The sequence below is a fragment of the Rhodobacteraceae bacterium Araon29 genome, assembly GCA_039640505.1.
Lineage (GTDB): Bacteria > Pseudomonadota > Alphaproteobacteria > Rhodobacterales > Rhodobacteraceae > CABZJG01.
This window is the reverse complement of record CP046865.1, coordinates 973,392-985,872: the sequence shown is the minus strand read 5'-3', so window position 1 is coordinate 985,872 and position 12,481 is coordinate 973,392. Positions and strand designations below refer to the sequence as shown.

13 protein-coding genes, 1 tRNA gene and 2 pseudogenes are annotated in these 12,481 nt (G+C 46.2%); 7 read left to right on the top strand and 9 right to left on the bottom strand.

Annotated elements, in window-relative coordinates:
• Window positions 1-48 precede the first annotated feature (48 nt).
• From ugpA to GN278_04545, 4 genes are read left to right on the top strand one after another with little or no spacing between them, the layout of a single operon-like run.
• Complete coding sequence (ugpA, locus tag GN278_04560) at window positions 49-930, top strand: sn-glycerol-3-phosphate ABC transporter permease UgpA (protein ID XAT60147.1); 882 nt, start codon at window positions 49-51, stop codon at window positions 928-930.
• The gene (gene ugpE / locus GN278_04555) at window positions 930-1,781 is read left to right on the top strand and encodes a sn-glycerol-3-phosphate ABC transporter permease UgpE (protein XAT60146.1); all 852 of its coding nucleotides are present in this window, start codon (window positions 930-932) and stop codon (window positions 1,779-1,781) included. Before ugpA ends, ugpE begins: the two co-directional genes overlap by 1 nt.
• A gap of 13 nt (window positions 1,782-1,794) precedes the next feature.
• On the top strand, window positions 1,795-2,850 hold the full coding sequence (gene ugpC, locus GN278_04550; protein ID XAT60145.1) for a sn-glycerol-3-phosphate ABC transporter ATP-binding protein UgpC: 1,056 nt from the start codon (window positions 1,795-1,797) through the stop codon (window positions 2,848-2,850).
• Complete coding sequence (locus tag GN278_04545) at window positions 2,847-3,770, top strand: glycerophosphodiester phosphodiesterase (protein XAT60144.1); 924 nt, start codon at window positions 2,847-2,849, stop codon at window positions 3,768-3,770. The genes ugpC and GN278_04545 overlap by 4 nt, the downstream gene beginning before the upstream one ends.
• A gap of 3 nt (window positions 3,771-3,773) precedes the next feature.
• On the opposite strand, the pseudogene GN278_04540 reads toward GN278_04545, so the two are convergent.
• The 3 genes and pseudogenes from GN278_04540 to GN278_04530 form a co-directional block, all read right to left on the bottom strand.
• A pseudogene (locus tag GN278_04540) lies at window positions 3,774-3,905 on the bottom strand (integrase).
• 170 nt (window positions 3,906-4,075) lie between these two features.
• Window positions 4,076-4,162, bottom strand: a tRNA-Leu gene (locus tag GN278_04535).
• Between the two features lie 151 nt (window positions 4,163-4,313).
• A complete protein-coding gene (locus tag GN278_04530; protein ID XAT60143.1) occupies window positions 4,314-4,805 on the bottom strand; it encodes a winged helix-turn-helix transcriptional regulator in 492 nt (163 codons plus the stop codon).
• A gap of 88 nt (window positions 4,806-4,893) precedes the next feature.
• Here GN278_04530 and putA point away from each other — a divergent pair, with 88 nt between their 5' ends.
• Both putA and GN278_04520 read left to right on the top strand, forming a co-directional pair.
• The gene (gene putA / locus GN278_04525) at window positions 4,894-8,328 is read left to right on the top strand and encodes a bifunctional proline dehydrogenase/L-glutamate gamma-semialdehyde dehydrogenase PutA (protein XAT60142.1); all 3,435 of its coding nucleotides are present in this window, start codon (window positions 4,894-4,896) and stop codon (window positions 8,326-8,328) included.
• A gap of 31 nt (window positions 8,329-8,359) precedes the next feature.
• Window positions 8,360-9,109: a rhomboid family intramembrane serine protease gene (locus GN278_04520; protein XAT60141.1), complete on the top strand. Its 750-nt coding sequence runs from the start codon at window positions 8,360-8,362 to the stop codon at window positions 9,107-9,109.
• Between the two features lie 213 nt (window positions 9,110-9,322).
• On the opposite strand, the gene GN278_04515 is transcribed toward GN278_04520, so the two are convergent.
• A complete protein-coding gene (locus GN278_04515; GenBank protein XAT60140.1) occupies window positions 9,323-9,868 on the bottom strand; it encodes a hypothetical protein in 546 nt (181 codons plus the stop codon).
• A gap of 84 nt (window positions 9,869-9,952) precedes the next feature.
• On the opposite strand from GN278_04515, the pseudogene GN278_04510 reads away from it, so the two are divergent.
• A pseudogene (locus GN278_04510) lies at window positions 9,953-10,150 on the top strand (GFA family protein).
• Here the strand turns inward: GN278_04510 and GN278_04505 are convergent.
• From GN278_04505 to GN278_04485, 5 genes are all read right to left on the bottom strand, one after another.
• Complete coding sequence (locus tag GN278_04505; GenBank protein XAT60139.1) at window positions 10,142-10,930, bottom strand: inositol monophosphatase; 789 nt, start codon at window positions 10,928-10,930, stop codon at window positions 10,142-10,144. The pseudogene GN278_04510 and the gene GN278_04505 sit on opposite strands and share 9 nt — an antisense overlap.
• 87 nt (window positions 10,931-11,017) lie before the next feature.
• Entirely contained in the window at window positions 11,018-11,419 is a 402-nt protein-coding gene (locus tag GN278_04500) for a DUF2177 family protein (GenBank protein XAT60138.1), read from the bottom strand.
• Window positions 11,420-11,512: 93 nt separating this feature from the next.
• On the bottom strand, window positions 11,513-11,884 hold the full coding sequence (locus GN278_04495; protein ID XAT60137.1) for a low molecular weight phosphotyrosine protein phosphatase: 372 nt from the start codon (window positions 11,882-11,884) through the stop codon (window positions 11,513-11,515).
• Entirely contained in the window at window positions 11,841-11,957 is a 117-nt protein-coding gene (locus tag GN278_04490) for a hypothetical protein (GenBank protein XAT62544.1), read from the bottom strand. Before GN278_04490 ends, GN278_04495 begins: the two co-directional genes overlap by 44 nt.
• 45 nt (window positions 11,958-12,002) lie before the next feature.
• Window positions 12,003-12,455 (bottom strand): copper chaperone PCu(A)C, encoded by a 453-nt coding sequence (locus tag GN278_04485; protein ID XAT60136.1) that lies wholly within the window; start codon window positions 12,453-12,455, stop codon window positions 12,003-12,005.
• Between the last annotated feature and the right edge of the window lie 26 nt (window positions 12,456-12,481).

Here is a 12,481-nt window from a genome sequence, read left to right as displayed (position 1 = left end):
CAGGGCCGCCGGTATAAAACTGCTTTTAAAATCTAAAGGGATGTCTAAATGCTAAAGCGCGTTCATTTTCCGACGTCTCTTTTACCATACATTTTAGTGGCACCGCAGGTTATCATTACACTTGTGTTCTTTATCTGGCCTGCTGGTCAGGCCGTATATCAGTCTTTTCTCATCGAAGATGCATTTGGTATTTCAACTGAATTCGTTTGGTTCGAAAACTTTGTTTATTTGGCAACCGATGAGCAATATCTTGATAGCTTTGGCCGCACAATCTTTTTCTCGATTTGCGTAGCACTGCTATCAATGTCAGCGGCCCTTATTCTTGCGGGTTTTGCCGATCGGGTGATCAAAGGTGCGACAACTTACAGAACATTGCTGATCTGGCCCTATGCGGTCGCGCCGGTTCTGGCGGGTGCACTTTGGGTTTTCATGTTCAACCCTACGCTTGGAATTTTCCCATACCTATTGGAATTTATCGGCATCGATTGGAACCATTATCTTAATGGCTCGCAGGCCATGATGCTGGTGATCTTCGCTGCTGCGTGGAAACAAATTGCCTATAACTTTCTGTTCTACTTAGCCGCGATGCAATCGATCCCGCGGTCGCTGATTGAAGCGGCGGCGATGGATGGCGCGGGGCCCATACGTCGGTTCTTTGATCATATTTTTCCGATGATTTCCCCAACCACCTTTTTCTTATTGGTGATTAACGCAGTCTATGCCTTCTTTGATACGTTCGGCATCATTCATGCGGTCACACAGGGCGGTCCAGCCAACGCAACCACTATTCTTGTGTATAAGGTCTATAACGATGGCTTTGTCGGCCTCGACCTTGGTGGATCAGCCGCGCAATCTGTCATTCTTATGATCCTTGTCATCATCATGACCGTGGTCCAATTCCGCTATATCGAAAGAAAGGTCGAGTACTGATGATCGAGAACCGTCCTCTACTCAATGTAATTAGCCACCTGGTTCTGCTCTTTGGGATTGCGATCGTAGCGCTGCCGATTTGGATCACCTTTGTGGCGGCAACTCATGATCCCATCCGTATGACACAGGCGCCGATCCCGATCTTGCCAGGAAGCTATTTCTGGGAAAATTTCGTTCAAACACTATTTGGAAGTGGACTTTCGGGAACCGAAACAGTGCCGGTGTGGCGTATGTTGGCAAACTCGCTTACCATGGCAATGATGATTGCCATCGGGAAAATCACGATTTCATTGCTGTCGGCATTTGCCATCGTGTACTTCAAATTCCCGTTTCGCATGGGTTTCTTTTGGCTAATATTCATCACCCTCATGTTGCCGGTCGAAGTTCGGATACTGCCAACCTTTGAAGTTGTCGCAAATCTTGGATTGCTCAACAGCTATTGGGGTCTTTCAATACCTCTGATTGCCTCGGCCACTGCCACATTTATGTTTCGTCAGGTTTTTCTAACAATACCTGATGAGATGTTGGAAAGCGCCCGTATCGATGGTGCTGGTCCCCTACGGTTCTTTTGGGATATTTTGATCCCGCTAAGCCGCACCAATATCGCAGCACTCTTCGTTATTCTATTCATTTACGGTTGGAATCAATATCTTTGGCCACTGCTGATCACCACTGACAGTGACATGACGACAATCGTAATGAGCATTAAACAAATGCTGCAAGCAGCTGAACAATCACCGCAATGGAACATCATCATGATGACTGCACTTCTGGCGATGATACCACCCGTTTTTGTGGTCATCGCTATGCAACGGCTCTTTGTGCAGGGCCTTACCGAAACGGATAAATAACGGATAAGTTGATATGGCAGCCATTATTTTGGAAAACCTTGTGAAAAGCTATGGCGAAGTCGAAGTACTTCATCATGTCAAAGGGGAAATCACGGAGGGTGAACTCATCGTCATCGTTGGCCCGTCTGGCTGTGGAAAATCCACACTATTGCGGATGATCGCCGGGCTTGAGAAAATTACGGCAGGTGAAATAAGCATTGGCGGAAAGGTGGTGAACAATCTCGAACCAGCAGACCGCGATATTGCAATGGTGTTTCAAAACTATGCTCTTTATCCGCATATGTCAGTGCGCCAAAATATGGCCTATGGATTGAAAATCCGCAAAATTCCTAAAGACGAAATTGAGCAGCGCGTTAATGAGGCCGCCGAGATATTGGGCATAAGCCAGTACCTAGATCGAAAACCTAGACAGCTATCTGGTGGACAAAGGCAGAGGGTCGCAATGGGCCGCGCAATTGTTCGGAAACCGCAGGTCTTCCTATTTGATGAGCCGCTTTCGAACCTTGACGCCAAGTTGCGAGTACAAATGCGTCTGGAAATCCGCAAATTGCAGAAACGTCTGAACGTCACATCCATCTATGTCACCCATGATCAAGTCGAAGCGATGACACTAGGCGATCGGCTTATGGTTCTAAATGGCGGTGTTGTAGAGCAATTCGGAACGCCTATTGAGCTTTATGACCACCCCGAAACGATATTTGTTGCTGGCTTTATCGGAAGCCCTTCGATGAATTTCATACCAGCCGAGTGTGCGAACGGTACAATTACTTTAAGCAATGGCGCAAAAATGCCCGGTGGAGCACACGCAAATGGATCTGTTACGCTTGGGCTCCGTCCAGAGCACCTCACACCTGACGCAAATGGTCCGATCAGGGTCGTTGTTCAAATGTTCGAGCACCTCGGTGCAAACACATTGATGCATGGTACCCTTGATAAGACAAACGTTGATGTGGTTGTAAGCTTGCCAGGTCATGTCAGTGCAGATGCTGGCTCGGTAATGACGTTTTCTGCATCTGCAAAGAACATGCACATATTTGATACTGAAACTTGTAAAAGGGTCTTAAAGTGAACGGTTTCCCCCAATTGAACGGGTTCCACAGCGCGCCTGGTGTGGTGCGCCTGATTGGCCATCGTGGAGCCCGTGGGTTGATGCCCGAGAACACGATACAGGGTTTTGAGTTCACCTTGGATATCGGAGTTTCTGCGCTAGAATTCGACGTCATGCTTACGCGTGATGCAGTGCCGGTTATTACCCATAACCATCACCTGTCCAGAGCGGCAACAAGAGATGCCAATGGTCAATGGCTGGTGGGAGACGAGCCAAAGGTCGCTGACTTTACTCTGGCGCAGTTGAAACATTTCGATGTTGGGGGACTGGATGGGCGTACTGCATATGGCAAGTGTTTTCCTGATCAGGCATTCTTATCAGACATTCGTATACCACAATTGTCTGAATTACTCGAAATTGCCACTTCACCAAAGGGTCAGGGTCTATATTTTTTGCTAGAAATTAAGTCTGACCCCTCTTCCAGAACGACTGATATAGTTGAAAAGGTGATCGGAGAAATTCGCCAAAGAGATCTTTCCAACCGAACTGTTTTACATAGCTTTGACTGGGACATCTTAGAGGAGTGCCGTCGCCTTGCCCCAGAAATGCCGCGCTCTTATCTATCTCAGATGCCTGAAAACGCTAACGACCCCTTGGAAAACTCTCCCGAAGCCGTTACCCCTGATTTTTCGTCATTTGATAAATCAATACCACAAGCCATTGCCGATCAAGGAGGGCAAATGTGGTGTCCATATTTCAAAGATGTGACATCAGATCTTGTCAAAGAGGCTCATGAACTCGGTTTGCTTGTATCCACTTGGACGGTCAATGAGACAGAAGATATGGAGCGGGTCATAGATGCAGGGGTGGACAGCATTGTCACCGACTATCCAGGCCGCGCGCAGCGTGTATTAAGTTCACGCACCCTTCGCTGGTATTGAGCCAACAACCTCTTGTTTGGTCCGCCCAAGGTTGCGGTAAAGGTATCCTTTACCAAGCCGGCCACGTAAGGCCTTTGGCACTCTTCTGCGGTAGCAATAGATGCCATCTGCTTTGCGCTCGGTATATAGGGGTAGATTTAGAATCTCAGTGCCCTCGCTGGTTACACCGAAATCATCGTCATCTTCTTGCATGGTAGTTCGCCTGTTTTTGACCCTATTGAGTTCCTTTTTGACCCAATTTGAGTTCCCTTTTTGTAAGGCTAACCCTTGTATGCTTTAGTTTATAGGGAAAATTAGACAAAACCTGGTACCCACGGCCGGACTCGAACCGGCACGGCCTACTAAGCCCAGAGATTTTAAGTCTCTTGTGTCTACCATTCCACCACGTGGGCCAGGTGGCGAGAACATACTAAGATTGGCAGAAGTGTAAAGGCGTCTAATACACGAATTTTGCAACTTAGCTAACTAGGTTTAAATTAAAAGCTTGCAAAAAATACACAGTGCAACAATTATCTAGCGCCTTGAGCGAAGAAACTACTTGCTCTATGTCAAGTCCAAATAACCGTTTTCTTTAACCGCCTGCATCGCCACATAAGTCGAAGTACTCGCAACATGAGGCAAGGTTGATATCTTTTCGGCTAAAACCCGGCGATAATCTTTCATACTCTTGGTACGGATTTTCATTAGATAGTCAAAATTTCCAGCAATTAAATGTGCTTGCTCTATTTCAGGAATACGCGCAACGGCTTGATTAAACGCATCTAGAGCCTTTTCTCTAGTATCTGTTAGTCGCACCTCAACAAAGGCGACATGGTCTAGTCCCATCCGAATGGGATCAATCAACGCCCTATATCCCAAAATGACGCCTTTATTCTCAAGCCGTTTTAGCCGCGCTTGGGTTGGCGACTTGGAAAGACCGATCCGCTTGGCTAAATCTGTTACAGTCATACGGCCGTCTTCAGCCAGGGCTGTCAGGATCGCACGATCAAACCGGTCTTCTGCTGTGTGATCATTTTCACTATCGATTTGATACATTTAAGCCTAATTACACATTAAATAAGCATATTCAAGACTAAATTCCCGTTTAAATAGCATTATACCAGTCTTATAGACGGAGTAGATTATGACCGATTTTAATTCGCAAAACCCACGTCAGTTGGTTGATGCCCACAGCTATGCCCCTGAACAGGCAGTACTCAATCACCTTATTGGTGTAGCCAACTTAGATACAAGCATACGTGATAGGATCAGTGACCTAGCAATCCAGTTGGTGAAGCAAATAAGAGCCTTTGACCAACCGGGCTTAATGGAAGTTTTTCTCGCCGAATATGGACTTTCGACCAAAGAAGGCGTTGCCCTGATGTGCCTTGCAGAGGCTTTACTACGCGTCCCTGACGCAGCAACCATTGATAGTTTGATTGAAGATAAAATTGCGCCATCTAATTGGAGCAAACATATGGGGCACTCAACATCGCCGTTGGTCAATGCCTCAACTTGGGCTCTAATGCTAACGGGAAAAGTTCTTACGGATGATCAAACAAGTATCGTAGGCCAACTGCGCGGCTTACTAAAACGCATGGGTGAACCCGTGGTCCGCGCGGCTGTTGGACGCGCGATTAAAGAAATGGGCCGTCAATTTGTACTGGGGGAAACCATAACAGCGGCAATGAAGCGTGCCAAACCCGTGCAAGAAAAGGGCTATACATATTCTTATGATATGCTCGGTGAGGCCGCATATACAAACGAAGACGCTACTCGGTATCATTTGACCTATTCCCACGCAATCGCATCCATCGCATACGACTGTGTGAATGGAGATATTCGAAAAAACCCTGGCGTCTCAGTAAAGCTGTCTGCGCTTCATCCGCGATATGAAATAACCCAACGCGATCGCGTTATGAACGAATTAGTACCGCGGTTAGATGCTTTAGCTCAACTGGCGAAATCAGCCAACATGGCTCTTACAATCGATGCAGAAGAATCCGATCGCCTCAGCTTGTCGCTTGATGTAATCGAAGCCGTTTTACAAAATCCGGCTCTTAGGGGATGGGATGGGTTTGGTGTGGTTGTGCAAGCCTACAGCAAACGTGCCAGCTTTGTGGTCGATTTTCTTTACGATATGGCTCAACGGTATGATCGCAAAATCATGGTCCGGCTTGTGAAAGGTGCCTATTGGGACACTGAGATCAAACGTGCACAAGTTGCAGGCTTATCAGATTTTCCGATTTTCACCAAAAAAGCCGCAACTGATGTTTCTTATATTGCGAATGCGCGTAAACTACTTTCAATGGGGGATCGGATATACCCGCAATTTGCCACTCACAATGCACATACGATAGCTACCGTCCTTGAACTGGCAAATGAAGATTCCAACTTTGAATTCCAGCGCTTGCATGGAATGGGTGAGGCATTACACGAATTTGTTCATTCAAGCCATAGAAGAGATTGCCGCATTTACGCTCCGGTTGGGGCGCACCGAGATTTGCTTGCCTACCTGGTCAGACGACTTCTTGAAAATGGAGCCAACAGCAGTTTTGTCAATCAAATCGTCGACTTAAATATAACACCTAAAGTTGTATCACGTGATCCTTTTGCCAATATCTCAGAGTTAAACAAAACGATTAAAACAGGCTCCCAACTATTTGCTCCTGAACGCAAAAACTCGCTTGGAATTGACCTCACTGATGAAACCCAGCTTTCACAAGTTCTAACGACACGAAGCTTGCATAAAGACACCTTTTGGACGGCCGGTCAATCCTCTACAAAAAAGACACAAGATAATGATAATAAAACGTTAATTTATAACCCAAGCAAAGTCAATGACCCCGTGGGGCAGGTTCAAAATACCACTCCGAGGCAGTGCAGACAAGCTATTGAAACCGCCAAACCTTGGGCTTCCACAGCGGCAGATCGAGCAACTACTCTAAACCGAGCCGCCAATCTTTACGAGGTTCACTTTGGAGAAATTTTTACTCTCCTATGCCGTGAGTCTGGAAAGACATTGGCAGATGCTTTAGCCGAATTACGCGAAGGTATTGATTTTTTGCGATACTACGCCTCCCGCACCCCAAAAGGGTCACCCCTAGGCATATTTACATGTATATCCCCATGGAATTTTCCACTGGCAATCTTTACTGGCCAAATCGCAGCTGCATTGTCAGCAGGCAATGCAGTTCTTGCCAAATCAGCTGAACAAACCCCTCTCATCGCAGCCTACTTGGTGGATTTATTGCATCAAGCAGGAGTACCGAAAACTGCACTGCAACTTTTACCTGGCGACGGGACAGTAGGAGCAATGCTTTGCTCTGACCCAAGGATCAGTGGCGTGGCTTTCACCGGATCAATCAAAACAGCGCTAAGTATTCGTGCCGCCATGGCGCATAACCTGACGCCCGGTGCACCTTTGATTGCTGAAACGGGTGGGCTAAATGCGATGATCATCGACAGTACCGCCTTGCTTGAACAAGCCGTAACAGCGGTGATTGAAAGTGCCTTTCAATCTGCAGGGCAAAGATGCAGTGCATTGCGGTGTCTTTATGTCCAAGAGGACATTGCTGATGATTTCACCCACATGCTCATCGGTGCCATGAAAGAGCTGCAAGTTGGCGATCCTTGGTTGCTGGAAACTGATGTTGGACCCGTCATTGATCAAGGCGCCCAAGTTGCAATTTCAGACTATATCAATACCTCCAAAGAAGCCGGGCGCGTCAAGTATCAACAAAAGACACCACTGATCGGAACTTTTATTCCCCCTACACTTATTGAAGTTGGCGGAATTGAAGACCTAACACACGAAGTATTCGGACCAGTTCTTCATATTGCGCGCTATGCGCAGCACCAACTTCCTGAGATTATAGAAAACATAAATGCGACGGGTTATGGGCTAACTTTTGGTCTGCAAACAAGAATAGATGAGCGTGTGCAGTATATTAAAGACAGGATTAAGGTTGGAAATATCTATGTCAATCGAAACCAAATTGGCGCTATTGTAGGCAGCCAGCCATTTGGCGGTGAGGGGCTATCCGGCACTGGTCCAAAGGCAGGCGGCCCGCACTATCTATCGCGCTTCAGCAACGCAGCTTCATGTACAGTAAAAAGTCACTGGCCCAATGATATGCCTATCGAAAAATTGGTTAAGACCCTTTTAGATATCCAAACCACCAAACCAAACCCGCCAATTTCGTTGCCTGGTCCTACAGGTGAAAGCAACCAACTGTCCTTGCACCCAAAACCGCCTATTTTATGCCTTGGGCCTGGCCAACATGCCTGCGATCAACAGGTGCTTCAGATTCGCAAACTGGGCGGGCATGCGGTACCAGTCGATGGGGGCATTACGCCGGCTGACCTAATAATTACACCACCAATTGGTGGTGTAATTTGGTGGGGAGATCACAAAAGGGCACGCAGTTACTCGCAGGCACTGGCCAAACGAGCCGGTCCCATTGTTCCGCTGATCACAAGCCAACCAGACACGGCCCATGCCCTCAGCGAGCGGCACATTTGCACAGATACAACTGCCGCAGGCGGAAATGCCAAACTTTTAAGTGGACTATCTTGACCTTGGGGCGCAATAACCCCAGTTAAGAGTAATGTTTCCATTTCGCGACCATAATCCGTCCGGCAAAACGCCCTTTGTAACTTATGCACTGATCGTCCTAAATTGCCTTATTTTCTTTGGCTATTGGGGGGATTTAAGTAATTACCGCGTTATGTCCGAAATTTATTCAAACTGGGCCCTAATCCCTGCCCGGCTTGGTGATGGAGAGGGATACGAAACCCTGCTCAGTTCCGCTTTTTTGCATGGTGGCATTTGGCATCTAGGTGGCAACATGCTATTCTTGCACATTTACGGTGACAATCTCGAAGACGAAATGGGGCATGTTAAGTTTTTGGGCTTTTACCTGCTGTGTGCTGTTGCCGCCGGCCTTGTTCAGGTGATGTCAGCCCCCTACTCAGATATTCCCATAGTAGGTGCTTCTGGGGCGGTTGCAGGTGTCATGGGGGGATATTTACTTCTATACCCAAAGGCAAAAGTAGACGTGCTTTTCATTTTCATAGTATTTTTTAGAATATTTTCTCTGCCTGCTTGGATCATCCTTAGCATTTGGTTTGCTTTGCAATTCTTCAACGGAGTTTCTACCCCGTCGGACATAGGGGGCGTCGCTTACTGGGCCCATATAGGTGGCTTCATAGCGGGTATCACATTATGCCTTCCACTGCTGAAAAGATTGGGCGGCTCCAGTTTTTGGTCAAGAAATCTTGGACTTCCTCCGCATCCAGAAGCCCACTATCGTATTCAAACTTCAGATATTCCCAAAATTCGTAGGAAACGAAAATGAAAGTCATATGTCATTGCCGCGCCACTGAATTGAATATCACTTTGACCGCAGGGTTTGAAAAAGCTCGCCGATGCGACTGCAGTTTTTGAGCGCGGCGGGGTGCAATTGCGGTTTCAGCGCCAATAGACGGTGTAAAAATTGTCGAAGGCAGTAACAACTTGACCCTGTACTATTTGGATGCAAACGAAGAGATGGTAAAAAATGCAGCTGAGCTTATAAAATAAGATATTTAAAAGGCTCATCATCTATTAAATTTTCAAATGCTAAAGTAATTTCAATGTAAGTTTTTTTTGTTTTATCTCCTACATCAAATTCTTTATCACTAAATTTAAATTTAAACCCACTTAAACCTACGTGGATTCGTCTTTCTCCAGCCTCGGGTGACGATTTGACTGGTTTGAATTTTTGCTTCGATACTCCTTGTATCCTTTTATCATAATGCTCAAAATAATTCCTTACTTCATCTACATCATTAAAAAATCTCTGACATTTGGTTATTTTTTTGAAATCAATTGCCTTTTTCTCATCAATACCATCAAGCACCACTACAATCATATTCCATGTATTTCTCATTGCGATGTATAATAGATGGATTTCCGCTAGTGCGGTCCTAATAGGTGCAATAGGATCGTCAATATTTGTATTAGGTTGTTCTATTGCTGATTTTACGCGTTCAAACTGAACTACGGTTTGTATTTTATGTATTAAATATCTTTCATAAGCAGGTGTCTGTGAATTCATTAAATTAGAGGCTTTCATTTTATAAAATACATTCTATCATTTTGTTGGTGCACATTCTGATGTAAAACACTTATAATATCTCACTATGCAGTCCAACTTCATTATCAATGGGGCACAAAAACAGCAAAGCATTATTTCTGCAAAACCTGCGGGATTTACACTCATCATCAAAGGCGCTCGAATCCGAATGAATTTGGTGTAAATGTAGCCATTCTTGAAGGTATCAATCCACGTCAACTGGGCGAAGTTCCCTGGGTGGACGGCATTAATCACCCTTCTGATGCAAAACCGTCACGATGAGCGAATGAGCTTAGAGAACTGTTCAAATTGAACTTCAGTGGCGCAAATGACATTGCCGCTATCCTCTGGCTTTGTGCCTTTTGCTATGCCCTCGATCAGAGCACCTGCTTCGCGTGCAATAATAAGTCCGCCTGCAATATCCCAAAGTTTTAGCCCGCGCTCCCAAAATCCATCATAGCGACCAGCAGCAACATAGGCTAGATCTAGGGAAGCGGCCCCCCAGCGACGTACACCAGCACAGGCCGGTAGAAGCTGCGCAAGATCTCTCAAGGTTGCTGGTAAATCAGATCGGCCGGCAAAGGGAAGCCCGGTAGCATAAACGCTCTCGGTCATTCGGTGACGATCGGAAACCCTAATCCGTCTGTCGTTCATCCAAGCGCCTTTTCCTTTTTCGGTAATAAAGAGCTCGTCTTTGCACGCGTCAAAAACAACTCCAGCGATAATTTGGCCTTTGTGTTCCAGAGCGATCGAAACTGCCCAATGAGGCAATCCGTGCAGAAAATTTGTAGTGCCATCCAGTGGGTCAACAATCCACCGCCGGGTTGGATCTTGTCCAGCAACAGGGTCGCTTTCCTCACCTAGCCAGCCATAGGTTGGCCGGGCTTCCGTGAGCTCTTCTTTGATGATCTTTTCTGCTGCTATATCTGCTCGTGATACAAAATCTCCAGCACTCTTGGCAGAGACCTGAAGATTTTCCACCTCTTGAAAATCTTTGATCAACGAACGGCCGGCTTTACGTGCGGCCTTGATCATTACATTAAGGTTTGCGCTGCCTTGCATGTTTTGGTCCCCAATTTACTCAAGCCGCCGCTATAGGGTGCTTTGAGTGGAAAGCCAAGCAAAGAACTTTGATTGGATGTAAATCTTTTATGATGCAAAGGTTTTGGTAATCATTACGCCCACCCAAGCAGACGTTCCTGTAAGCACAGCGCCCCAAACTACATCGACCATAACCATTTGCACCGACCAATCGCGTAGGGTCGCAAAATTGGTAAATTCATACGTGCCGTAGGCTAAAACACCTAAAATACAACCCGTTATAAATGCTTGAAACGGAACTCCAGCGGCTAAGGCTGGGATTGAAACAAACCAGAGCACTCCAGCGATATAGACCAGATAGAACGCGGCGGCAGCACCCATTCGTGGGTCCTCAAGCATAATGGCTCCAATATTTGATGAAAACATTGGATAAAGTACTTTTCGAAGCATCACCACATCTAGAATCAAAAACACAAGCGCTGTGCTTGCATAAAGCGTTAGATAGGTCATAGCGATCCCTTGTTTCAATATTCCGTAACAATGACATAGCTGCCTTTGGACAACTTTCAATAATTTTCGAAGAAAAACTTAGGTGTCTTGAGCTTATTTCCTAGAGTAATACGGCCAGTTTGCCAATATCATATTGTTTACGACCCGTTGCACGAGCTTCAGCGCTTCTACAAAATCGCGCTTATGATATGGGTCCTGTATATCTGGCGGCGCATCAGAAGGAATATAAGCCCACATCACGATCAATTCCGCTGTATCAGTTCTTGAGGGTAAGGCCTGCAGATCGCGAAAATTTTGCTCATCCATAGCAACGATAAGATCAAAGTTTGAAAAATCTTCTCGAACAACTTGGCCAGCACGTAAAGGTGGCAGGTCGTAGCCAAATTCAGCTGCGGTGGTTCGTATTAGCTCGTAAGGCGATTTACCTAGATGCCATCCCGCAGTTCCAGCTCTTTCTACAGTCACTCAAAGCCCACGGCGGGTGCTTATCACGAAAAATCCTTTGGGCAGTTGGTGAGCGGCAGATATTACCAAACAGACAAACAAAACACTGTTAATCATCTTACCGCTCATCATTTTTCACCTAATGATTGTGCGCCATGTCTTTTCGTTCAAGATCAATTGGAACGTCAATCATAATTTCGCCAGCATTTTCAAACACCAATGTCAGCTTGATTGCGCCACCATGTTCCCAAGGGGCAACCAAACCCATTAACATGAGGTGATCGCCTCCGCGTTCCAACCCACGCATACCATGCGCCGGGATTGCTAAACCGCCATGCACATGGCGCATTTTCATGACCCCGTCGTCATCCTTTGAGTGAGTGTGCAGTTGAACCATTTTGGCGGCATCGGAACGGGCTTCAAGCAAAAGGTCCTCAGCGCCAGTATGATTATGGATCATCATGAAAACAGCTCCAGCTTTTGCCATCTTGCCCGAGGAACGCGCATACGCATCATGGATTTCAATACCGCCAGCAAAAACCGGTACCGCGAAAAAGATAGCTGTGACGGCAATTAAGATTTTTTTAACCATGGATTTACTCCACTCCTTTATTTTTC